Below are 25700 nucleotides of genomic sequence, written 5' to 3' on the forward strand. Positions count from 1 at the left end.
GTGCTGGCGTCGATGGGTTCGGCCGCGGGCATCGCCGGCGCGGCCGACCTGGCCCGGATCTGACGCGCGGGCGCACCGCGCGGAGAGCAGGGGCGGGGGGGGGGGGGGGGGGGGGGGGGGGGGGGGGGGCCCCCCCCCCCCCGCCCCCCCCCCCCCCCCCCCCCGCTGCTCCGGGCGTCAGGAGAACTTGAACCAGTTGAGGTTGACGAAGTCGGCGGGCTGGCCGCTGCTGAAGGTCAGGTAGACCGTCTGGGACCCGGTGATCCGGCTCAGGTCGGCCGGGACGGTCGTCCAGGTCTGCCAGCCGCCGGTGTTGCCGACGGCGAAGCTGCCGACCGGGGTCGCGGTGGGGCTGCCCAGGCGGACCTGGACCAGGCCGCTGACGCCGGCCGCCGCGCCGGAGGCGACCCGGGCGTCGATCCGGGTGGCGCCGGCGGAGCCGAAGTCCAGCGAGTAGCGCAGCCAGTCGCCGTTGGACAGCCAGCCGACGTCCGTGCCGCCGCCGGTGTCGGAGCACGTCTCGGTCTGGGCGCCGGACTGCGCGGTGTACGACTCGGCCTGCACGGTGGCGAACGCGCTGCCGCCCCCGCTCGGCGGCGGGGTGGTGCTGCCGCCACCGCCGCCCGCCAGGCCGCCGACGGTGATCACCCAGCGGGTGGGGCTGCCGGACTGCACCTTGCCCTCGAAGTCGACGCCCGCCGGGTGGACGTCGTCGTACGGGAAGGCGTAGCCGAGGCCGTCGGGCGTGGTGGAGTGCAGGATCCGGGCGTAGTGGTTGGTGCGGGCCTGGGTGTAGAACGCGGCCGGATTCTCGCCGGTGGGCTGGTTGGGGTTGCTGAGCAGCGTGGTGCGGTTGAACGCGGCGGCCAGCCGGGCGCTCAGGTTGCCCATCAGGTCGTTGCCGGTGGTGAACGGCGCGTCGCTGCAGGAGAAGATCGCCAGCGTGGACGGCTTGGCGAAGGACCCGGCACCGGGGAAGGTGAGCGTGTTGCCGCTGACCCGGCCGGTGAACGCGCCCCAGGTGTACTGGGTGTCGATCCGCAGGTCGGTGCTCGCGTACTTGCTCCACACCTGGTCGACGTAGGGCTCGAAGTACCCGCTGAACAGGGCGCTGTTGCCGCGGATCGCCAGGTTCGGGGCGAGCACCCGCAGGTCGCCGCCGCCGCGGTTGACGACCAGCTTGCTCCAGTCCGAGCCGTCGGCGGAGGACTGGGCGCGCAGCGCGGACGCGACCCGGGCCAGGCCGTCGGAGGGCAGGCCGCGCACCGTCTGGGTGGCGCCGCCGGAGACCTCCAGCTGGAAGGCGATCGGCAGGCAGACCATGTCGACGAAGGTGATGTTGCCGAACAACTGGTCGTTGTTGAAGGTGAATTCGCAGAAGTCGTGCCGGACGTCGATGTTCGGGTCGCTCGGGTTGACCACCGAGGGCAGGGCCAGGCCGCCGCCGCGGTTCATCAGGAAGGTCAGCTTGGCGCCGACCGAGAAGTAGATCCGTCCGCTGTCCAGGTGCGGCAGCGTCACCCGGCGCGGCGCGGCCCCCGAGGCGTTCAGCGCGATCGCGCAGTCCACGCCCAGCGGGGTCTGGTCGTTGGCCGGGTTCGGCGGGTGGTACAGGCTGGAGCCGTTGGACTGGAGGAAGGCCCAGCCGCCGCCGGCCGCCGGGTCGCGGCCGACCACGTAGGCGTAGACGGTGTTGTTGCCGGTGGTGTTGGCGAGGTCGAGCGCCAGGGTCGCCGGGGTCTGCGCCTGGGCCTCGCCGCCGCCGAACGCCAGGTAGCCGGCGGGCAGGGCGAGGGTGGCGGCGGCCAGCAGGGTGCGGCGGGAGAGCTTCGCCGGGGGGCGGTGCGTCATGGCGTGGGGGAGTCCTCTCGGGCGGGGGGAGGGGAGGAAGGGACGCGCGGGTGGTGCGGTGCGGAGGTGCGGTGAGGGGCGCGGCCGGCCGGCGGTAGGTGCCGGACGCGGCCGGCCGCGCGGGGAAGGGGCCGGTGGGGGACGGCCCGTGGTCGGGTGCCGGGGCGCCGGCGAGCGGACCGGGTCAGGGCTGACCGGGCGTCAGCCGAGCGTCCACTTCTGCGCGGCGGAGCCGTTGCAGGTCCACAGCTGGAGCCGGGTGCCGTCGGCGGCGGAGCCGTTCGGGGAGTCCAGGCACTTGCCGGAGCCGGGGTTGAGGAAGTCGTTGCCGGAGCGGTGCGTCCACTGCTGGGCGCTGGTGCCGTTGCAGGTGTAGAGCTGGATCGCCGCGCCGTCGTTGTGGGAGGCGGCGGCGACGTCCAGGCACTTGCCGAGGGCGCGGACGGTGCCGTCGCTGCCGACGGTCCACTGCTGGGCGGCGGCGCCGGTGCAGTTGTGCAGTTGGACGGGGGTGCTGTCGGCGCTGGAGCCGCCCGCCACGTCCGCGCACATGCCGCCGGGGCCGGTGATCCGGCCGGTGTAGGTACCACCGGTGCTGCCGCCCCAGGTGGTGGTGTGCACGTAGTCGACGGTCATGGTCTGCGGGTAGGTGGAGGAGCCGTCGGGGTTGCCGGGCCAGTCGCCGCCGACCGCGAGGTTGAGGATCACGAAGAACGGGTGGTCGAAGACCCAGCGGTTGCCGCCGAGGTCGGCGGGGGTGCGGGTCTGGTAGGCGGTGCCGTCCACGGACCAGGTGATGGCGGTGGGGCTCCAGTCGACGGCGAAGGTGTGGAAGGCGTCGGCGAAGGACTGCCCGCCGGGCAGGCTGTACGGGGCGCCGATGCCGCCCGCGCCGGAGTAGCCGGGGCCGTGGATGGTGCCGTGCACGGTGCCCGGTTCGCGGCCGATGTTCTCCATGACGTCGAGCTCGCCGCTGGTGGGCCAGCCCGCGGTGGAGAGGTCGTTGCCGAGCATCCAGAAGGCGGGCCAGATGCCCTGCCCGCGCGGGATCTTGATCCGGGACTCGAAGTGCCCGTACGCCTGGGTGAAGGTGCGGGCGGTGTTCAGCCGGGCCGAGGTGTACTGGCAGGTGCCGTACCAACAGGACAGGCCCGGGTCGGAGTTGCGCTTGGCGGTGATCACCAGGTGGCCCTGGCCGTCCAGCGCGGCGTTCGCGGCGCCCGCCGTGTAGTACTGCAACTCGTGGTTGCCGTTGCCCGAACCACCGGTCTCCAGCGTCCACTTGGCGGGGTCGACGGCCGAGCCGGCCGGTCCGTCGAAGTCGTCGCCCCAGCTGCCGGCGGCCACCGGGGCGGCGGCCGGGGCGACGGCGGCGGCCCGGGCGGCACCGGTGGGGGAGGTGCCGAACGGTGCGGCGGCCACCAGGGTGGTGGCGACGAGGAGCACGAATCCGCCGAGGGACCAACGGCGCGTGCGGGTGGCAGCAGCCATGGAGGAATCCTTTGTCTGAGAGCGCTCTCTGCGGCGGGGCGCCTCCGCCGGTTGGCCTGAATCGTACGGACGGGATATCGGCATGGCAACGTCAAAGAACGGCCGATTTTCCCGAGCTCCGGCGGTAACTGGCGTTCAGGACTTGGAGGCTGACGCCGGTTGGCCGGACAGAGACTCGTGAGAGCGCTCTCTCGGGGGTGGCGGGTGCCTCGCCGAGGCGTGCTGGGCAGCGGTCCGGACGACATGTAAGGTAACCCTTGCCTAACTGACCGGGGTGGCGCTAGGAGCGTGGGAGGCGAGCGGTGGCCGGACTGTGCGCGGAGTCGTCGGACTCGGGGAAGGACTCGGGACCGAGGCCCGGACGGGGTCCGGAGCCGGGCCCCGACCTGCTGTCCTGCCTGGCCGGCCTGCGGGCCCACCGGGGCGCGACCGTGGTGCTGAAGTTCGGCGGGAACGCCATGGTGGACCGGGAGTTGAAGGCGTCCTTCGCCCGCTCCGTGGTGCTGCTGCGGTACGCCGGACTGCGCCCGGTGGTGGTGCACGGCGGCGGCCCGCAGATCGACGCGCACCTGAGCCGGATCGGCGTGAGCGCGCCGTTCGCGGGCGGCCTGCGGGTCACCACGCCCGAGGTGATGGACGAGGTCCGGATGGTGCTGGCCGGACGGGTGCAGCGCGAACTGGTCGGCCTGCTCAACGCGCAGGGCCCGTTCGCCGTCGGCCTGACCGGCGAGGACGCCGGCACCCTGGCGGCGGTCCGCCGCTGGGGCCGGGCGGACGGGCGGCGGGTCGACCTGGGCCGGGTCGGCGAGGTCGCCGAGGTGCGCACCGGGCTGCTGGACGCCCTGCTCGCGGACGGCCGGATCCCGGTGCTCTCCTCGATCGCCCCCGCCGCCGACCGCTCCGACGGCGCCGTCTACAACGTGAACGCCGACACGGCCGCCGCGGCGGTGGCCGGGGCGCTCGGCGCGCGGGCGCTGCTGATGCTCACCGACGTGCCCGGCCTGTACCGGAGTTGGCCCCCGCAGGGCGGCCCGATCGGGCAGCTGACGGCCGGTGAGCTGGCCCGGATGCTGCCCGGGCTGGCGGGTGGCATGGTGCCCAAGATGACGGCCTGTCTGGCGGCGCTGCGCGCCGGGGTCGGCGAGGTGCGGGTGCTGGACGGGCGGGAGCCCGACGCGGTGCTGCGGGCGTTCGGCCCGGCCGCGCCCGGCACCCGGGTGGTCCGCGGCCCGGAGGCGGGCGCGGGGGCGGTCGCCGGCGCGGGTTCGGACGCGGGCGCGGTGCTCGCCGGCCGGTAGCCCGCGGGCAAAGGCGCTGGCCGCGGCGCGGACTGAACTTGACTCAGCCGCCCGCGGTAAGAGAAGTTAGGCAAGCCTTACCAAAGTAAAAAGGGGGTGCGGGTCCACCCGCCCCCACCGCACCGGTACCGGGAAGAGGGAAGGACGCGCATGTCGCTGGAGAACGAGGCGGTCCGCACGGACGGGGATGTCGACGACCTGGTCGGCATAGGCTTCGGCCCCGCCAACCTCGCCCTCGCGATCGCGGTCGACGACCACAACCGGTCCGCCGGCGAACCCCCGCTGCGGGCCAGCTTCCTGGAGCGCCAGGAGGGCTTCGGCTGGCACCGGGGCATGCTGCTGGACGGCGCGACCATGCAGGTCTCCTTCCTCAAGGACCTGGTCACCCAGCGCGACCCGCGCAGCCGCTTCACCTTCCTGTCCTACCTCCAGGAGCGCGGCCGGCTCGCCGACTTCATCAACCTGAAGACCTTCTACCCGACCCGGCTGGAGTTCCACGACTACTTCGAGTGGTGCGCCGCCGAGTTCGCCGACCGGGTCGGCTACGCCCGCACCGTCACCGGCATCCGCCCGGTCACCGGGCCCGACGGCCGCACCGAGCAGGTCGAGGTGGTCTCCGAGGCCCTCGGCGGCGGCGACCGCCGGGTGCGGCCCGCCCGCAACATCGCGGTCGGCACCGGCCTCACCCCCCGGCTGCCCGAGGGCGTCCGCACCGGCGCGCACCTCTGGCACACCCGCGACCTGCTGCTGCGCGCACCGGAGTTGGCGCAGCGCCCGCTCAAGCACCGGCGGATCGCCGTGGTCGGCGCCGGGCAGTCCGCCGCCGAGGCCGTCGAGTTCCTGCACCGCACCTTCCCCGAGGCGGAGGTCTGCGCCGTCCTCACCCGGTACGGCTACAGCCCCGCCGACGACAGCCCGTTCGCCAACCGGATCTTCGACCCGTCGGCCGTGGACGAGTTCTACGCCGCGCCCGAGACCGCCAAGCGGACCCTGCTGGCCCAGCACGCCAACACCAACTACTCGGTGGTGGACGGCGAGCTGATCGAGGCGCTGTACCGCACCGCGTACCAGGAGAAGGTCGCCGGGCACGAGCGCCTGCGGATCCTGAACGCCACCCGGCTGACCGCCGCCGAGGAGGGCCCCGACGGCGCCCGGGCGCACGTCCGCTCGCTGACCACCGGCCGCGAGCAGGTCCTGGAGTGCGACGCGGTGGTGCTCGCCACCGGGTACACCCACGTCGACCCGCGCGAACTGCTCGGCGAGCAGCTCGCCGCCGCCTGCCGCACCGACGAACAGGGCCGGCTGCGGGTCGACCGCGACCACCGGGTGCTCACCGACGACCGCCTCGACGTCGGCATCTACCTCCAGGGCGGCACCGAGCACACCCACGGCATCACCTCCTCGCTGCTCTCCACGCTGGCCGTGCGCTCCGGCGAGATCCGCGACTCGATGCTGCTGCGCCGGGCCGGCCGCGACCTGCGGGCCCGCGGCGCCGCGACCGCCGCCGCGACCGCCGCCGCCACGGCCTGAGCCCGGTTGCGCCCGCGCGCCGCCGGGGCCCGCACCGCGCGCCGCCCCAGCTGGCCCACCCCGACCCCGCGTCACCTCCGGAACGGACCCCACGACATGACCGCCCCCGCCGGCTTCGACCCCGACACGCTGCGCGCCGAGATCGCCGACCTGCTCGGCGAGCGCCCCGAGGACATCCACGACGAGGACGACCTGCGCGACCTCGGCCTGGACTCGATGCGGGTGATGCACCTGGTCGAGACCTGGCGCGCCCGCGGCGCCCGGGTCGAGTTCGCCGACCTGGCCGACCTCGGCACCGCGCCCACCCTGCTGGCCTGGTCCGCGTACCTGACCCGTACCTGACCCGCGCCCGCGCACCGTCCACCGCCCGCAGCGCACGACCCGCCGCCCGTACCACCCCCGCTAGGAGAACCATGAACACCCGCGCCCTGACCTCCCGCACCGCCAGAGCGCTCGCCGCGGCCGCCGCCGTCGCGCTCGCCGCCACGGCCTGCGGCTCCAGCGGCGACGGCGGCGGCAAGGACGCCGCCCCGAGCGGCGGCGCCGTCAACAGCGCCGGCCCGGTCACCGTCGAGGCCACCAACGGCAAGATCACCGTCCCGGCGGGCGTCAAGCGGATCGTCAGCATCTCGTACGCCACCGGCGCGCTGCTCGACCTGGGCGTGCAGCCGGTCGGCACCAGCACCATCGACGAGAACAACCCGATGGAGCTGCTGCCCTCGCAGACCGAGGCCGCCAAGAAGATCGAGCCGATCGGCTCCGGCATCGAGATCAACATCGAGAAGGTCGCCTCGCTGCGCCCGGACCTGATCGTCGTCGAGGGCGCCACCGCGTTCGACTGGGGCGTCAGCAAGCTCGAAGGCATCGCCCCCACCCTGTACTTCGGCATCGACAAGCCGGTCGACCTGCTGAACGCGCAGGAGAAGATCGCCACCGCGGTCGGCAAGGAGGCGGAGTTCAAGAAGCTGAAGTCCGACTACGACACCAAGGCCGCGAAGATCAAGACCGACTACGCGGACAAGCTCAACTCGACCAAGTGGACCATCGCCTCCTCCTACGGCGGCGGCGAGTTCCTGGTCGACACCGCCAGCTCCTGGGTCGGCCGGGTGCTGGCCGACGCGGGCGCCACGTTCTCCCAGGCGTCCGCCGACACCACCGACCACGAGGTCACCTACTCGGTGGAGAAGCTCGACGTGCTCGCCGACGCCGACATCATCCTGATCCCGAGGACGGCCGCCACCGGCGAGGTCCCGCAGGACACCAAGGACCTGGACAAGCAGCCGTCCTGGCAGAACCTCAAGGCGGTCAAGGCCGGCAAGGTCGTCCCGCTGACGTACGCCACCACCGACCGCTACGGCACCTCGATCGACGTCCTCGACCAGATCGAGACCATCCTCAAGGGCCAGTAGCCCCCGCGCAGTCGGGCGGGCCGCTTGCGGCAGCGGCCCGCCCGACGCGTTCCCCGCACCACCACCCCTCGCGCGAGCACCCCGTACGGGCAGCCCCCGCGCGGGCACCCCTCGCACGAGCACCACGCACGAGCACGACGCACGAGCACCACGCCGCGGCCCCGGCCCGCGCCCACACCGGGCCCGGCGGCCGCCGACACCGGGAAGGGCCGGACCATGGCTGGCACCACGACCACGCAGGCCGAGCACGGCGACCGGGAGGAGCTGACGGCCGCCCAGGCCGGCGTCCTCTCCGCGCAACGGATCGACCCCGGCAGCCCGGCCCACAACGTCGGCCAGTACGTCCGGATCGACGGCCCGCTCCAGCCCGACCTGCTCGAAGCCGCCCTCGCCCGCACCCTCGCCGAGTCCGACGGACTGCACCTGGCCGTCGCCGAGGGCACCGACCGGGCCCGCCGGCGCCGCTTCGACCCCGACGCCTGGACGCTCGCCCGGCTCGACACCAGTGCCGCCACCGACCCCGAGCAGGCCGCCGTCGACCTGGTCCGCCGCCAGCTCGCCCGCCCCGCCGACCTGGAGCGCGAGGCGCTGCACGGCGCGCTGCTGGTGCGCACCGGCGAGCAGCGGCACCTGTGGTTCCAGTGGTTCCACCACCTGGTGATCGACGGCTACGGCGTGGCCCTGTTCACCCGCCGGGTCGCCGAGGTGTACACCGCACTGGTCGCCGGGGACGCCGTCCCGGACAGCCCGCTGCGGCCCGCCGCCGTCCTGCGCGAGGCCGAACGGGCCTACGCCGGGGGCGAGTCCGCGGCGGCCGACCGCGACTGGTGGCTGGCCCGCCACGCCGACCGCCCGGAGGTCCGCGCCCTCACCGAGCAGCAGGCCGCCGCCGCGCCCGCCGCGCTCCGCCACCGGATCACCCTGGACGCCGGGCGCACCGCCCCCGTGCTGGCCGCCGCCAAGGCCGCCCGGGCGACCTGGGCCGAGGCCGCGCACGCCGCCCTCGCCGCCTACCTGCACCGGATGACCGGCACCGCCGACCCCGTCCTCGGCCTGCACCTGATGGCCCGCACCGCGCCCGGCACCCCGCGGGTGGTCGGCATGGCCGTCAACATCCTGCCGCTGCGGCTGGCCGTCGACCCGGCCGACGGCTTCGACGCCCTGCTGCGCCGCTCGGCCGCCGAGCTGAAGGACGTCCGGCGCCACCAGCTGTACCGGGGCGAGGAGTTGCGCCGCGCGCTCGGCCTGGTCGGTACCGACGGGCGGCTGTACGGGCCGCTGCTCAACATCAAGCCCTTCGACCTCGACCTGGACTTCGCGGGCAGCCCCGGCCACACCGTCAACCTCGCGGCCGGCCCGGTCGACGACCTCTCGCTCTCCGTCGCCAAGACCCCCGACCACCGGCTCCGGCTGGAGTTCGACGCCAACCCGCTGCTCTACACCGAGGCCGAACTCGCCCTGCACGCCAGCCGGTTCACCGCCCTGCTGGAGCGCCTGGCGGCCGAGCCGCAGCGCCCGCTCGGCACCCTGGAACTGCTCGCCGACGAGGAGCGCGCGGACGTCCTGGAGCGCTGGAACGCCACCGCGCGGGAGGTGCCGCCCGGCACCCTGGCCGGGCGGATCGCCGCCCGGGTCGAACGGACCCCGGACGCCCCGGCCGTGACCGCCCCCGACGGTGAGCTGACGTACCGTCAACTCTGGCTCCGTGCGGGCGACCTGGCCGAGGAGCTGGCGGCGCACGGGGCCGGGCCGGACACCGTGGTCGCGGTCGCCGTGCCGCGTTCCACCGACCTGATGGTCGCCCTGCTGGGCGTGGAGCGGGCCGGCGCCGCCTACCTGCCGCTGGACACCGACCACCCCGCCGAGCGGCTGGCCGGCATGGTCGAGGACGCCGACCCGGTCCGCGTCCTCACCGTCGGCGCCGTCCTGGACCGGCTCCCGGCCGGGGCCCGCTCCCGCGCCCTGCTGCTCGACGCCCGCGAGCCCGACGCGCCCCGGGCCGCACCGGTGCCCGCCGGGCCCGACCACGCCGCCTACGTCATCTACACCTCCGGCTCCACCGGCCGCCCCAAGGGCGTCGTCGTCACCCACCGGGCCATCGTCAACCGCCTGGAGTGGATGCAGCACGCGTACCGGCTCACCGCCGACGACCGCGTCCTGCAGAAGACCCCGGCCGGGTTCGACGTCTCGGTCTGGGAGTTCTTCTGGGCGCTGTGCGAGGGCGCCACCGTCGTGCTGGCCCGCCCCGACGGCCACAAGGAGCCCGGCTACCTCGCCGACCTGATCGCCGAACGGGCCGTCACCACCCTGCACTTCGTCCCCTCCATGCTGCGGGCCTTCCTGGAGGAGCCCGGCCTCGCCGACCGCTGCGCCACCCTGCGCCGCGCCTTCTGCTCCGGCGAGGCGCTGCCCGCCGACACCGTCGAGCGCTGGTACGCCGCCCTCCCCGACGTCCCGCTGCACAACCTGTACGGCCCCACCGAGGCCGCCGTCGACGTCACCCACCACCGCACCGCCCCCGGCGCGGGCACCGTCCCGATCGGCCGCCCGGTCTGGAACACCCGCCTGTACGTGCTGGACGCCGCGCTGCGCCCCTGCCCGGTCGGCGTCCCCGGCGAGCTGTACCTGGCCGGTGTGCAGCTGGCCCGCGGCTACCTGGGCCGCCCCGGCCTGACCGCGTCCCGCTTCGTCGCCGACCCGTACGGCGGGCCCGGCGAGCGGATGTACCGCACCGGCGACCTGGTCCGCCACCGCCCCGACGGCGCGGTGGAGTACCTGGGCCGCACCGACGACCAGGTCAAGATCCGCGGCTTCCGGATCGAACTCGGCGAGGTCGAGGCCGCCCTCGCCGCCCTGCCCGGTGTCGACCAGGCCGCCGTCACGGTGCGCCAACTCCCCGGCGGCGCACGGCAGCTGGTCGGCTACGTGGTGCCCCCCGCCGCCGACCCGCAGGCGCTGCGCGACCGGCTGGCGCTCACCCTGCCCGAGTACTTCGTCCCCGCCGTGCTGGTCGGCCTGGACGCCCTGCCGCTGTCCGTCAACGGCAAGCTCGACCGCAAGGCGCTGCCCGCGCCGTCCGCCGACCCGGCCGGACCGACCGCGCCGCGCACCGCGACCGAGCGCATCCTGGCCGCGCTGGTCGCCGAGGTCCTCGGCCTGCCGGTGGACCAGGTCGGCGCCGACGACAACTTCTTCTCGCTCGGCGGCGACAGCATCTCCGCCATCCAGCTGGCCGGCCGGGCCCGGCACGCCGGGCTCGCCCTCACCCCGCGCACCGTCTTCGACCGGCGCACCGTCGCCCGGATCGCCACCGCACTCACCCCGCTCGACGCCCCGGCGCCCGCCGCCCCGGCCGCCCCCGCCGTCGACCGCGAGGGCCCGCTGCCCGCCACCCCCATCGGCGAGTGGCTGCGCCACCAGGGCGGCCCGATCGGCCGGTTCGGCCAGGCCGTCACACTCACCGTCCCCGCCGGACTCAACCCGGACCGCCTCGCCGCCGCCCTCGACACCCTCACCTCCCACCACGACGCCCTGCGGCTGCGCCTGCACACCACCCCCGCCGCCACCGCCGGGACCGCGCCGGACTGGACGCTGGAGGTCCGGCCCGCCGCGGCCCTGCCCGGGGCCGAACTGCTGCGCCAGCTGCGGGTCGAGGCCGCCGAGCTGACCTCCGCCGCCGAGGTCGAACGGGAGGCCGCCGCCGGCCGGCTCGACCCCGGCCTCGGCGTGCTGCTCCAGGCCGTGCACCTGGACGCCGGGCCCGAGCGGTCCGGGCTGCTGGTGCTGGTGGTGCACCACCTCGCCGTCGACGGCGTCTCCTGGCGCATCCTGCTGCCCGACCTGCGGGACGCCTACCAGGGACGCCCGCTCGCCCCCGTACCGACCTCGCCACGGGCCTGGGCGCACGGCCTGGCCGACGCCGCCGCGAGCCCCGCCGTGCAGGCCGAACTCCCGTACTGGAAGCAGCAGTCGGCGCACCCACAGGCCCCGCTGCTGGCCGAGGCGCCGCTCGACCCGCGCCGCGACACCGCCGCCCGCACCCGCCGGCTGCGGCTCACCCTGCCCGCCGGGCGCACCGCGCCGCTGCTCACCACCGTCCCCGCCGCCCGCCGGGCCGGCGTCGACCACGTCCTGCTGACCGGCCTCGCCCTGGCCGTGCAGGAACGCCGCCGCGCCCTGCACGGGGACGCCGCCGCCACCACCCTGCTGCTGCGCCTGGAGGGCCACGGCCGCGAGGACCAGCTCGTCCCCGGCGCCGACACCTCGCGCACCGTCGGCTGGCTGACCAGCGAGTTCCCGCTGCACCTCGACCTGGCCGGCCGCCAGGAGCCCGGCGCTGCGCTCGCCGAGGTCAAGGAGCGGCTGCGCGCCCTGCCCAACGCGGGCACCGGCTGGGGCCTGCTGCGCCACCTGGACGCCGCCGGGGCGCTCGCCCTCGCCGACGCCCCCGAGCCGCGGCTGCTCTTCAACTACCTGGGCCGGTTCGGCGCGAGCGGCGAGCCCTGGACGCCCGCCCCCGAGGCCGGGGACGCGATCACCGCCACCACCGACCCCGACCGGCCCTGCGGACACGCCCTGGAGATCGGCGCGTTCGTCCACGAGCGGGCCGACGGCCCCGAGCTGACCGTCCAACTCACCTGGCCCGAGGCGCTGTTCGGCGAGGCCGAGGTCCGGGCGCTGGCCGAGGAGTGGTTCGACCGGCTGGACGCCCTCGCCCGCTGGGCGGCCCGCCCGGACGCCGCCGCGCCCACCCCCTCCGACGTGCCGCTCGCCCCCGTCGCCCAGGCCGACCTGGACGCCCTCGCCGCCCGCTACCCGGGCCTGGAGGACGTGCTGCCGCTCTCCCCGCTCCAGGAGGGCCTGCTCTTCCACGACCGGATGCTGCCCGCCGGCGACGACGCCACCTACACCTCGCTCACCTCGCTCGACCTGGACGGCCCGCTGGACCGCGCCGCCCTGGTGCGGGCCGTGGACACCGCCGTGGCCCGGCACGGCGCGCTGCGCGCCGCCTTCGCGCTCACCGCCGCCGGCGAGCCCGTGCAGGCCCTCGCCGCCCCGGCCCCCGTCCCGTGGACCGAGCACGACCTGTCCGGGCTCGACGCCGACCGGCAGGCCGCCGAGGCCGCCCGGATCGCCGACGAGCAGGCCGCCCGCCGCTTCGACCTGGCCCGGCCCCCGCTGGTGCGCTGCGCGCTGCTCGCGCTCGGCCCCGAGCGGCACCGGCTGCTGCTGACCCGCCACCACATCGTGATGGACGGCTGGTCCACGCCCGTGCTGCTGCGCGAGGTGCTGACCGCCTACCGGGGCGAGGAGCTGCCCGCCGCCCCGCGCTGGGCCGACCACCTGGCCTGGCTGGCCGGACGCGACGCGGACGCCGACACCGCCGCCTGGCACCGCGCCCTGGCCGGCCTGGAGGGCCCCACCCTGCTCGCCGACGCCCTGGGCGCGACCGCCCCCGGGGAGGGCGCCGGGGCCGCCCGCGAACTGGAGCTGCCGATCCCGGCCGAGCTGGCCGCCGCGCTCACCGCCACCGCCCGCCGCCACGGCCTGACCCTCAACACCCTGGTGCAGGGCGCCTGGGCGATCCTGCTGGGCCGCCTCACCGGCCGTACCGACGTGGTGTTCGGCACCACCGTCTCCGGCCGACCCGGCGAACTCCCGGGCGTGGAGGCCGCGGTGGGCCTGTTCAGCAACACCCTCCCGGTGCGCTGCACGCTCGACGAGGACGAGCCGGTCGCCGACGCGCTGGCCCGCCTCCAGCAGGCGCAGGCCGCGCTGCTCGACCACCAGTACCTGGGCCTGGCGCAGATCCAGGCCGCCGCCGGGCACGGCACCCTGTTCGACACCCTGCTGGTGTTCGAGAACTACCCGATGCGGCCCGGCGAACTGGCCGCCGGAGCGGTGCGCGTCGCGGGCATCGGCAACCGGGGCGCCACCCACTACCCGCTGACCGTCCTGGTGCTGCCCGGCGAGCACCCGCAGCTCACCGTCGAGTACCGCCCCGACACCTTCGCCCCTGACCGGGCCGCCGCCATCGCCGCCCGCCTGCTGCGCCTGCTCGCCGCCATCGCCGCCGAACCCGGCACCCCCGTCGGCGCGCTGGAGGTGCTGACCGCCGAGGAGCGGCACACCGCGCTGGACGCCTGGAACGCCACCGGCCGCCCGGTGCCCCCCGGCACCGTGGTCGACGCCTTCCGGGCCACCGCCGCCGCCCACCCCGACCGGACCGCCGTCGTGCACGGCGCCGAGAGGCTGACGTTCCGTCAACTGGCCGACCGGGTCGACACCTACGCCCGCCACCTGGCCGCGCTCGGCGCCCGCCCGGACACCGTGGTCGCCCTCGCCCTGCCGCGCTCCGCCGACCTGGTCGCCGCCCTGCTCGGGGTGCTCGCCGCCGGCGCCGCCTACCTGCCGGTCGACCTCGACCACCCGGACGAGCGGATCGCCCTGATGCTCGCCGACGCCGCCCCGCTGCTCACCCTCACCACCGCCGAACTCGCCGCCGAACGCCCCGCGCTGGCCGACGCCGAACTCGGCGCCGTCCCGCTCGCCGAACTCGGCACCCTGGACGCCGAACCCGTCCGCCCCGAGCCCGGCCACCTCGCCTACGTCATCCACACCTCCGGCTCCACCGGCCGCCCCAAGGGCGTGCAGGTCCCGCACCGCGGCCTGGCCAACCTGCTGGAGCACCACGGCGGCACCGTCTTCGCCCGGGCCGTCGCCGCCGCCGGCGGGCGCGTGCTGCGCGCCGCGCACACCGCCTCGTTCTCCTTCGACTCCTCCTGGGAGCAGCTGCTGTGGCTGCTGCTCGGCCACGAACTGCACGTCTACGGCGAGGAGTTGCGCCGCGACCCGCAGGCCCTCGCGGCCCGCCTGACGGTCGACCGGATCGACACCCTGGACGTCACCCCGTCCTTCGGCGCCCAGCTCGTCGAGTGGGGCCTGCTGGACGACCCCGCGCACCGCCCGCTGCTGTTCCTGGTCGGCGGCGAGGCCGTCGGCGACACCCTGTGGCGGCGCATCCGGGCCACCCCCGGCGTGCTCGGCCACAACTTCTACGGCCCCACCGAGTACACCGTCGACACCCTCGGCGCCGACCTCGCCGCCAGCCCGACCCCCTTCGTCGGACGGCCGATCGGCAACACCCGCACCTACGTGCTGGACGCCCGGCTGCGCCCCGTCCCGCCCGGCACCCCCGGCGAGCTGTACGTCGCCGGGCCCGGCCTGGCCCGCGGCTACGGCAACCGGCCCGCGCTGACCGCGTCCCGCTTCGTCGCCGACCCGTACGGCGGGCCCGGCGAGCGGATGTACCGCACCGGCGACCTGGTCCGGCACCGCCCCGACGGCAGCCTGGACTACCTGGGCCGCGAGGACGACCAGGTCAAGATCCGCGGCTTCCGGGTCGAACCCGGCGAGGCCGAGGCCGCGCTCGCCGCGCTGCCCGGCGTCGCCCAGGCCGCCGTCGTGGTCCGCCCCGCCCCCGGCGGCGCCAAGCGCCTGATCGGCTACGTCGTGCCCACCCCCGGCACCGACGCCGACCCCGCCGCGCTGCGCAAGGCGCTCGGCGAGGCGCTGCCCGAGTACCTGGTGCCCGCCGCGCTGGTCGTGCTGGACGCGCTGCCGCTGAACGTCAACGGCAAGCTCGACCGCCAGGCGCTGCCCGAGCCCGGCGCCGACGCCTACGCCGCCCCGGCCGGCCGGGCCCCGCGCACCGAGCGCGAACGGCTGGTGTGCGAGGCGTACGCCGAGGTGCTCGGCCTGCCCGCGGTCGGCGTCGACGAGGACTTCTTCGCCCTCGGCGGCCACTCGCTGCTCGCCACCCGGGTGGTCGGCCGACTGCGCGCCGCGCTCGGCGCCGAGGTCGCCATCCGCGCCCTGTTCGAGGCCCGCACCCCCGCCGCGTTCGCCGCCCGGCTGGAGGACGCCGCCACCGGTTACGCCGCCCTCACCGCCCGCCCGCGCCCCGAGCTGGTCCCGCTCGCCCCCGCGCAGGCCAGGCTCTGGTTCCTGGACCGCCTCCAGGGCCCGTCCACCGCCTACACCATCCCGTGCGCCCTGCGGATCGACGGCGAACTCGACGCCGACGCCCTGAAGGCCGCGTTCGGCGACGTGCTGGCCCGGCACGAGGCGCTGCGCACCGTCTGCGCCGAGCAGGACGGCCGCCCCCACCAGCGCGTCCTGACCGCCGAGCAGGCCGGGGTGCCGTTCGAGGTCCGCCAGGTGGCCGGGCACCGGCTGGACGCCGAGACCGCCGCCGCCGGCGCGTACGTCTTCGACCTGGCCGGGGAGATCCCGGTGCGCGCCGTGCTGCTCAGCGCCGGACCGCACCGCCACGTGCTGAGCGTGGCCCTGCACCACATCGCGGGCGACGAGTGGTCCGAGGGTGTGCTGCTGCGCGACCTGGACGCCGCGTACGCCGCCCGCCGGGCCGGGCGCGCCCCCGAACTCCCGCCGCTGCCGCTCCAGTTCGCCGACCACACGCTGTGGCAGGCCGAACGGCCGATGCAGGAGCAGTCCGCGTACTGGGCCGAGCGGCTGGCCGGGCTGCCCGCCGAACTCGCGCTGCCCGCCGACCGCCCCCGCCCCGCCGAGGCCAGCGGGCGCGGCGGCGCCGTCCGGCTCGCCCTGCCCGCCGAACTCCAGTCCCGGCTGGGCGAGTTCAGCCGCGCCAGCGGCGCGACGCCGTTCATGGTGGTGCAGGCCGCCGCCGCCCTGCTGCTGGGCCGGCTGTCCGGCACCGCCGACGTCGCGCTCGGCGCGCCGGTGGCCGGACGCGGCGACGAGGCGCTGGAGCAGCTGGTCGGCTTCTTCGTCAACACCCTGGTGCTGCGCCACGACCTGAGCGGCGACCCGGCCTTCACCGAACTGGTGGAGCGCGCCAGGGAGACCGTGCTCGGCGCGCTCGCCCACCAGGAGCTGCCCTTCGACCGCCTGGTCGAACTGGTCAACCCCGAACGGAGCCTGGGCCGCCACCCGCTGTTCCAGGTGATGGTGCAGTACCGCAAGGAGGCCGGCGGCCTGGACCGCCTGCTCGGCGCCCGCACCGCCCTGCTGCCCGACCCGGTGCACGCCGCCCGCTTCGACCTGGCGTTCACCTTCGTGGAGTCCGCCGACGGCACCCGCACCGACCTGACCGTCATCCACGCCGAGGACCTGTTCGACCGGGCCACCGCCCGCCTGTTCGGCACCCGCCTGCTGCGCGTCCTGGACCAGGCCCTGGCCGACCCCCGCCAGCCGGTCGCCCGGATCGAACCCACCTCCGCCGAGGAGCTGCGCGGCCTGGCGGGGGAGTGGAACGCCACCGCCATCCCGGTCCGCGCGGGCACCCTGGTCAGCCGGATCGCCGAACAGGTCGCCGCCGCGCCCGACGCGGTCGCCGTCGACTTCGAGGGCGAGCAGCTGACCTACCGTCAACTGTGGGAGAAGGCAGGAATTTTGGCGGGCGCGCTGACCGCCCGCGGCGCCGGGCCGGACGCCGTGGTCGGCGTCGCCGTGCCGCGCTCCGCCGACCTGATGGTCGCCCTGCTGGGCGTGGAGCGGGCCGGCGCCGCCTACCTGCCGCTGGACACCGAGTACCCGGCCGAACGCCTCGCGGGCATGATCGAGGACGCCCGCCCGGTCTGCGTGCTCACCCTGCCCGGCGCCACCGACGCCGTCCCGGCGGTGGACGGCGTCCCCGTCCTGCCGGTCGACGCCACCGGCCCGCGGGACGCCGTCCTCACCGAGCCCGGCCCCGAACACGCCGCCTACGTCATCTTCACCTCCGGCTCCACCGGCCGCCCCAAGGGCGTGGTCGTCACCCACCGGGCCATCGTCAACCGCCTGGAGTGGATGCGGGAGCTGTACGCGATCGGCGCCGCCGACCGCGTCCTGCAGAAGACCCCGGCCGGGTTCGACGTCTCGGTCTGGGAGTTCTTCCTCCCGCTGACCGTCGGCGCCCGCGTCGTGCTGGCCCGCCCCGGCAGCCACCGCGACCCCGCCCAGCTGGCCGACCTGACCGCCCGCGCCGCCGTCACCACCTGCCACTTCGTGCCGTCCATGCTCGCCGCGTTCACCGCCGCCGCCGAGAGCGACCCGGCCCTGCGCCGCCGGTTCGCCACCGTGCGACGGGTGTTCTGCTCCGGCGAGGCGCTGCCCGCCGCCGCCGTCGACCGCTTCCTGGCGCTCTGGCCGCAGATCGAACTGCACAACCTGTACGGCCCCACCGAGGCCGCCGTCGACGTCACCCACCACCGGGCCTGGGCCGGCGCGGGCACCGTCCCGATCGGCCGACCCGCCTGGAACACCCGCCTGCACGTGCTGGACGCCGCGCTGCGCCCCTGCCCGGTCGGCGTCCCCGGCGAGCTCTACCTCGCGGGCGTCCAGCTGGCCCGCGGCTACCTGGGCCGCCCCGGCCTGACCGCGTCCCGCTTCGTCGCCGACCCCTACGGCGGGCCCGGCGAGCGGATGTACCGCACCGGCGACCTGGTGCGCTACCGGATCGACGGCAGCGTCGAGTACCTGGGCCGCACCGACGACCAGGTCAAGATCCGCGGCTTCCGGATCGAACTCGGCGAGGTCGAGGCCGCCCTCGCCGCCGTCCCCGGCATCGCCCAGGCGGCGGTCGCGGTCCGGCAGCTCGCCGGCGGCACCCGGCAACTGGTCGGGTACGTGGTGCCCGCCGCCGGCTCCGGCGCCACCGGCCACGGCGCGCGGGCCGCGCTGGCCGCGACCCTGCCCGAGCACCTGGTGCCCGCCGTGGTGGTGGAACTCGCCGCCCTGCCGCTGTCCGTCAACGGCAAGCTCGACCGCAAGGCGCTGCCCGACCCCGGACGGCAGCCCGCCGGCCCGGCCACCGCCCCGACCGCCGTCCAGGCCGCCGCCGCCCAGGCTCCGGCCCGGCGCGGGCCCTCCGCCTTCGCCCGGGTGTTCGCGGAGGTGCTGGGTCTGGCCGAGGTCGGCGAGGAGGAGAACTTCTTCGCGCTCGGCGGCGACAGCATCGTCTCGCTCCAGGTGGTCAGCCGGGCCAGGAACGCCGGGTACGCGATCACCACCAAGGACGTCTTCCAGCACCCGACGCCCGCCGCGCTGACCGCCGCGTTCGGCGGCGCCGCACCCGCCGCGCCCACCGAGCCCACCGCGTCCGCCGCCCCGGCCGCCCCCGCCGCCGTCCCGGTCGAGGGCCCGGTGCCGCTGCTGCCCGTCGTGCACTGGCTGCGCGAACGCGGCGGCCCGGTCCGGCGGTTCAACCAGTCCGTGCTGCTCGCCGTCCCCGGCGGACTCGGCGAGCAGGCGCTGCGCACCGCGCTCGCCGCCCTGGTCGAGGCCCATCCCGCGCTGCGCACCGCGCTGGACGACACCGACGGCCTGTGGACCCAGCAGATCCTCCCGCCCACCGCCGACCCCGCCCTGCTGCGCCGCGTCCCCGCCCCCGGCGGCCCCAGCGCCGAACGGCTCACCGCCGAGGCCGACCGGGCCGCCGACGCCCTCGACCCGGCCACCGGGCGGATGCTGCGCGCCGTCTGGTTCGACGCGGGCGAACAGGCCGAGGGCCGGCTGCTGCTGACCGTCCACCACCTCGCCGTGGACGGCGTCTCCTGGCGCATCCTGCTCCCGCGCCTGGCCGCCGCCCACCGCGAGGCCGCCGCCGGCCGCCGCCCCGCCCTCGCCCCCGAACCCGTCGCCCTCCGCGACTGGGCCGCCCACCTGCACACCCACGCCCAGCAGCGCACCCGCCTCGCCGAGACCGCCCACTGGCGCACCGCGCTCACCGGCCCGCCCGGGCCGCTCGCCCACCTGACCGCCGACCCGGCCCGCGACACCGCGGCCACCCTGCGCACCCTGCGCCGCACCCTGCCCGCCGACCGCACCGCCCCGCTGCTCGCCGTCCCCGGCACCGGCACCGACGAACTGCTGCTCGCCGCCCTCGTCCTCGGCCTGGCCCGCACCCGGCCCGACGCGGCCCCCGCGCTCCAGCTCGACCTGGAGGGCCACGGCCGCGGCGGCCACGACGGCCACACCCCCGACCTGTCCGGCACCGTCGGCTGGTTCACCACCGTCCACCCCGTCCGCCTCGACCTGGCCGGACTCGACCCCGCCGCCACCGCGGACGCGCTGGACCGGGTCCGGGAGCAGCTGCGCGCCGCCCCCGACAAGGGGCTCGGCCACGGCCTGCTGCGCCACCTCAACCCGCAGACCGCCCCGCTGCTGGCCGCCGCCCCGGCCTCCCCGGTGCTGTTCAACTACCGGGGCCGCACCGACCAGGCCGCCCCGTCGGCCGGCGGCTGGCCGCTCGCCCCGGCCCCCGAACGCGCGGCGGTCGCCGCCGGGGCCGGACCCGACCCGGCGGCCCCGGTCGGGTACCCGCTGGAGATCGACGCCGTGGTCGTCGCCGACCGGGACGGCCGGCCCGAGCTGGCGGTCGAACTGTCCTGGCCGCAGGCCCTGTTGACCGAGGCGGAGGCGGCCGGGATCGCCGACGCCTGGCTCGCCGCGCTGGACGCCCTCGGCGCCCTCGGTGCCCTCGCCACCGCCGACCGCCGGATCGGCACCGACAGCGGCACCGGCACCGGCACCGGCGGCAGCGCCGCCGTCCCGGCCGCGGCGAACCCGCCGCTGGTCACCCTCAAGCAGGCCCAGCTCGACCGGCTGGAGTCCAAGCTGCGCGGGCGCCGCCGCCGATGACCACCCCCGCGCCCCCCACCCACCACTCCTCCGAGCCCAGGACTGAGAACCCCGCGATGAACGACTCCACCACCCCGCACGACGACCCGCAGGCGTCCGGCTCGACCGGTGCGACCGGTGCGGCCCCGTCGGACCTGGAGGACGTGTACCCGCTGTCCTCGCTCCAGGAGGGCCTGCTGTTCCACGCGCTGTACGACGACGCCGCGCGGGACGTGTACGTGGTGCAGTCGCACCTCGACCTGGCCGGGCCGGTCGAGGTGCCCCGGCTGGCCGCCGCCGTGGACGCGCTGCTGGAGCGGCACGCCAACCTGCGGGTCGGGTTCTGGTACGAGGACCCGCAGGACGTCCTGCAGTTCGTCCAGCGCACCGTGGAGACCCCGCTGCGGGTCGCCGACCTGGCCGAGCGCGGGCCGGACGCCGTGCAGCGGGAGATGGACGCCGACTGGCGGCGCCCGTTCGAGCTGGACGCGCCGCCGCTGCTGCGCTTCGCCCTGCTGCGGCTGGGCGCCGACCGGCACCGGCTGGTGCTGACCTGCCACCACCTGCTGCTGGACGGCTGGTCGATGCCGATCGTGGTGCGCGAGCTGCTCGCGCTCTACCGGGGCGAGCAGCTGCCGCCGGTGCGCCCCTACCGGGACCACCTCGCGCTGCTGGCCACCCGGGACACCGCCGCCGCCGAGCGGGCCTGGGCGGCGGCCCTCGCCGGGTTCGACACCCCGCACCCGGTCGCCCCGGCGATCGCCGGGGCGGGCGCGGTGGAACCCGGGCTGATCGTCCGGCAGGCCGGGACCGAGCTGACCGCCCGGTTCGCCGCCGCCGTCCGCGCCCGGGGGCTGACCCTGGGCAACGTCGCGTACACGCTGTGGGGCGTGCTGGTCGGGGCGCTCACCGGCAGCACCGACACCGTGTTCGGCACCACCGTCTCCGGCCGCCCCGCCGACCTGCCGGGCGCGGAGGGCATGGTCGGCCTGTTCATCAACACCGTCCCCGTCCGGGTGCGCCCCGCCGCCGGTGCCACCCTGGCCGCCGCCGCCGCGGAGGTGCAGTACGCGCAGGCCGAGCTGATGGAGCACCAGCACCTCGGCCTGGCCGCCATCCAACGCGCCGCCGGGGCGGACGGCGCACTGTTCGACACCCTGCTGGTGGTGGAGAACTACCAGGGCGGCGGCGAGGCGCTGAAGACCGCGCTGGCCGGCACCGGCGGCCCGACCGTCACCGCGCTCGGCGCCCGCGACGCCACCCACTACCCGCTCGGCCTGACCCTGCTGCCCGGCGCCGACCTGCGGCTCGAACTCGAGTACCGGCCCGACGTGTTCGACGCCGGGACGGTCGCCACCGTCGCCGAGCGCTTCCTCGCCCTGGTCGAGCGCTTCGCCGCCGACCCGGACACCCCGCTGGCCCGCCTCGACCTGCTCACCGCCGCCGAACGCGCCGCGCTGCCCGCCGCCACCGCCGGCCCCGCACTGCCCGCCGTCCCGCCGCCGGGCATCGACGCCCTGCTGCGCGAGCGCGCCGCCGAGGCCGCCGGGAGCGGCACCGCCGCCCGCGCCCTGGTCGGCCCCGCCCTCGACGGCACCCGCACCACCCGCACCTTCCCCGAACTCGACGCCGACGTCGACGCGTTGGCCCACCTGCTGCTGGCCGGGGGCCTGCGCGCCGAACAGCTCTGCGCCCTCGCCCTGCCGCGCTCCACCGAGGCGGTCACCGCGCTGCTCGCCGTGCTGCGGGCCGGCGGCGCCTACCTGCCGATGGACCTCGACCACCCCGACGAGCGGCTGGCCCTGCTGCTGGACGACGCCCGCCCCGCCGTCCTGCTCACCACCCGCGCCGTGCTGGCCCGGCTGCCCGAGCACCCCGCCGCCACCGTCGTGCTGCTCGACGACCCGGACGTCCGGGCCCGGCTCGCCGCGCCCGTCGCGCCGGTGACCGTCCCGGTCGCCCCCGCGCAGGCCGCGTACGTCATCCACACCTCCGGCTCCACCGGCCGCCCCAAGGGCGTGGTGCTCACCCACGCGGGCCTGGCCAACCTCGCGCACGACCACCTGACCCGCGAGTTCGCCGCCGCCCGCGCCGCCGCCGAGGCCGCCACCGGGGAGCCGCGGCTGCGCGCCCTGCACACCGCCTCGTTCTCCTTCGACTCCTCCTGGGAGCAGCTGATCTGGCTGCTCGGCGGCCACGAACTGCACCTGCTCGGCGAGGACGACCGCCGGGACGCCGAGGCCGTCGTCGCCTACACCCGCGCCGAGCGGGTCCACGCCCTGGACGTCACCCCCACCTACGCCCAACAGCTGCTGGACAGCGGCCTGTTGACCGGCGAGCACCGCCCACCGGTGCTGCTGCTCGGCGGCGAGGCGCTGCCCGAGGCGCTGTGGACGCAGCTGCGCGAGGCGCTGCGCGCCGCGCCCGGCACCACGGTGCTCAACTACTACGGCCCGACCGAGTTCACCGTGGACGCCCTGGTCGCCGACCTCGCCGACAGCCCGACCCCGGCCGTCGGCCGCCCGCTCGCCGGCGGCAGCGCGTACGTGCTGGACGCGCTGCTGCGGCCGGTGCCGGACGGCGCGCCCGGCGAACTGTACCTGGCGGGCGTGCAGTTGGCGCGCGGCTACCTGGGCCGGCCGGGCCTGACCGCGGGCCGGTTCGTCGCCGACCCGTTCGGCGAGCCGGGCAGCCGGATGTACCGCACCGGCGACCTGGTGCGCCGCCGCCCCGACGGCACGCTCGACTACCTGGGCCGGGCCGACGAGCAGGTGAAGATCCGCGGCTACCGGATCGAACTCGGCGAGATCGAGGCCGCGTTGGCCGAGCACCCGGCCGTCGCGCACGGCGCGGTGCTGGTCCGGCGCGGCCCCGTCGACCGGCTGGTCGCCTACCTGGTGCCCTCCGGCGCGGGCGAGTTGGACACCGCCGAGGTCCGGGCCGCGCTGGCCGCCCGGCTGCCCGCGTACATGGTGCCCTCCGCGTTCGCCGTGCTGGACGCCCTGCCGCTGACCGTCAACGGCAAGCTCGACCGCGCCGCGCTCCCCGAGGACGCCCTCGACTACGCGGGCGCGGCCGGTTCGCGCGCCGCCGAGACCGCGACCGAGCAGCTGCTGTGCGAGCTGTACGCCGAGGTGCTCGGCCTGTCCGTGGCCGCCGGAGCCGCCGCCGCTGATGGCGACGGTGACGGTGGCGGTGACGGCGACGGCGAACCGGTCGGTGCGGTCGGTGCGGTCGGTGCGGAGGACGACTTCTTCCGGCTCGGTGGCGACTCGATCTCCTCGATCCGCCTGATCGGTGCCGCCCGCGCCGAGGGTCTCGCCCTCAGCCCGCGCGACGTCTTCGAGCGGCGCACCCCCGCCGCGCTGGCCGCCCTCGCCGACAGCCGGGAGGCTGCCACCGCCGGGCCCGCGCTGCCCGAGCTCCCCGCCGCCACCGAGGCCGAACTCGCCGCCGTCCGGGCCGCCGCCCCGCACCTGGAGATCGAGGAGGTCTGGCCGGTCTCCCCGCTCCAGGAGGGTCTGCTGTTCGAGGCCGACTACGACGACAGCGCCGTGGACGTCTACACCGCCCGCGACGTCATCACCCTCGACCGCCGCGTCCCGCCGGAGACCCTGCGCGCCGCCGTCGCCGCCGTCCTGGACGCCCACCCCAACCTGCGGGCCGGCTTCCTGCAGACCGGCCCCGACCGGCCGGTCCAGTTCGTGCCGCGCGCCGTCGACGTGCCGCTCACCGAGACCGACCTCTCCGACCTGACGGACGATCAGTTCGTCTCGCGCCTGGAGGAGTTGAAGGACACCGAGGCCGCCACCCGGTTCGACCCGGCCGCGCCGCCGCTGCTGCGCCTGGTCTCGGTGCTGGCCCCCGGCGGCGGGCAGCGCATCCTGGTCACCAACCACGCGCTGCTCTGGGACGGCTGGTCCTCCGGCCTGTTCCTGCAGGAGCTGCTGAGCCGCTGCGCCGGCCTGCCCGCCCCCGAACCCGGCCTGCCCTACCGGGAGTTCCTGCGCTGGCTGGCCGCCCGCGACGCCGAGCAGGGCGCCGCGGCCTGGCGCGAGGCGCTGGCCGGCCTGGACGAGCCGACCCTGCTCGCCCCGCAGGCCCGCGAGCGGGCCGGGCTGCTGCCGCACTCCGTCACCGCCCGGCTGAGCGCCGAACTCACCGCCCGCATCGGCGCGTTCACCCGCACCCACGGCCTCACCCTGAACACCGTGCTGTCCGGCGCGTGGGCGCTGCTGCTGGCCGGGCTGACCAACCGGCAGGACGTGGTGTTCGGCGCCACCGTCTCCGGCCGCCCCGCCGAACTGCCCGGCATCGACGGCACCATCGGCATGTTCCTCAACACCGTCCCGGTGCGCGCCACCCTGGACGGCGGCGAGGGCGTCGCCGCGTTCCTGGCCCGCCACCAGGCCGAGCAGGCCGAGCTGCTGCCGCACCACCAGACCGGCCTGGGCGCGATCCAGCGCGGCACCGGCTTCGGCCGCCTCTTCGACACCCTCCAGGTGCTCCGCAACACCCCCGCCGACGCCGCCACCCGGGCCGAACTGCGCGAACGCCTCGGCGTGCGCGAGGTCGAGGACGTCGACGCCGCGCACTTCCCGCTGATCTTCATCACCAACCCCGGCGAGGCGCTCACCTTCGAGTGGAAGTACCGCCCCGACGTCTTCACCCGCACCGAGGTCGAACAGCACGCCCAGCGCCTGATCGTCCTGCTCGACCAGCTCACCGCCGACCCCGACCGCCCCGTCCGCAGTCTGGACGTGTTGACGGCGGGGGAGCGGGAGTTGCTGGCGGGGTGGGCTTCGACGGGGCGGGAGTTGCCGTCGGCGTCGGTGGCGGAGTTGTTGGCGCAGCGGGCGGTGTCGGTGCCGGGGGAGACGGCGCTGGTGTTCGGGTCGGAGTCGTGGTCGTACGCGGAGTTGGATGCGCGGGTGGACCGGTTGGCGCGGTTGTTCGCGGCGCGGGGGGCTGGTCCGGAGACGGTGGTGGCGTTGGGGTTGCCGCGGTCGTTGGACATGGTGGCGGCGCTGTTCGCGGTGCTGCGGGCCGGTGCGGCGTACCTGCCGCTCGAACTCGACTACCCGGCCGACCGGTTGGCGTTCATGGTCGAGGACACCGCCCCCGTCGTGCTGGTGACGGACTCCGCCACCGCCGCCCTGCTGCCCGCCCACCCCGCCACCGTCCGGCTGGACGACCCGGCGGTGGTCGCCGAGCTGGCCGCGCTGTCGGCCGAGCCGTACCGGGTGCCGTACGAGCCGGACGCCGCCGCGTACGTGATCTTCACCTCGGGCTCGACCGGCCGCCCGAAGGGGGTGGTGACGCCGTACCACGGGCTGACCAACATGCAGTTGAACCACCGCGAGGCGATCTTCGACCCGGTGGTCGCCTCGGCCGGCGGCCGTCGCCTTCGCATCGCCCACACGGTGTCGTTCTCCTTCGACATGTCGTGGGAGGAGCTGCTCTGGCTGGTCGAGGGCCA

The 25700-nt window shown here is 76.3% G+C and carries 8 protein-coding genes; 6 read left to right on the top strand and 2 right to left on the bottom strand.

The features are described from left to right. Positions 1-177: 177 nt before the first annotated feature. Positions 178-1851, bottom strand: coding sequence for a beta-1,3-glucanase family protein (locus ACIQVD_RS33790; RefSeq protein WP_402292685.1), 1674 nt, complete (start codon positions 1849-1851; stop codon positions 178-180). A 201-nt stretch (positions 1852-2052) separates the two neighbouring features. Beyond that, the gene (locus ACIQVD_RS33795) at positions 2053-3342 is read right to left on the bottom strand and encodes a ricin-type beta-trefoil lectin domain protein (RefSeq protein ID WP_402292686.1); all 1290 of its coding nucleotides are present in this window, start codon (positions 3340-3342) and stop codon (positions 2053-2055) included. 386 nt (positions 3343-3728) lie between these two features. Here ACIQVD_RS33795 and argB point away from each other — a divergent pair, with 386 nt between their 5' ends. From argB to ACIQVD_RS33825, 6 genes are all read left to right on the top strand, one after another. Beyond that, the gene (gene argB, locus ACIQVD_RS33800; protein ID WP_400681528.1) at positions 3729-4640 is read left to right on the top strand and encodes an acetylglutamate kinase; all 912 of its coding nucleotides are present in this window, start codon (positions 3729-3731) and stop codon (positions 4638-4640) included. Positions 4641-4790: 150 nt separating this feature from the next. Further along, complete coding sequence (locus ACIQVD_RS33805; protein ID WP_402292687.1) at positions 4791-6170, top strand: lysine N(6)-hydroxylase/L-ornithine N(5)-oxygenase family protein; 1380 nt, start codon at positions 4791-4793, stop codon at positions 6168-6170. A gap of 96 nt (positions 6171-6266) precedes the next feature. Next, complete coding sequence (locus tag ACIQVD_RS33810; protein WP_400680251.1) at positions 6267-6512, top strand: phosphopantetheine-binding protein; 246 nt, start codon at positions 6267-6269, stop codon at positions 6510-6512. 71 nt (positions 6513-6583) lie between these two features. Continuing rightward, on the top strand, positions 6584-7579 hold the full coding sequence (locus tag ACIQVD_RS33815; protein WP_400680253.1) for an ABC transporter substrate-binding protein: 996 nt from the start codon (positions 6584-6586) through the stop codon (positions 7577-7579). Between the two features lie 216 nt (positions 7580-7795). Next, a complete protein-coding gene (locus ACIQVD_RS33820; protein ID WP_402292688.1) occupies positions 7796-20242 on the top strand; it encodes an amino acid adenylation domain-containing protein in 12447 nt (4148 codons plus the stop codon). 56 nt (positions 20243-20298) lie between these two features. Further along, the coding region (locus ACIQVD_RS33825; RefSeq protein WP_402292689.1) for an amino acid adenylation domain-containing protein at positions 20299-25700 on the top strand (5402 nt) is incomplete at its 3' end.

Origin of the sequence: Kitasatospora sp. NPDC090308, assembly GCF_044769485.1 — a bacterium.
GTDB lineage: Bacteria > Actinomycetota > Actinomycetes > Streptomycetales > Streptomycetaceae > Kitasatospora > Kitasatospora fiedleri.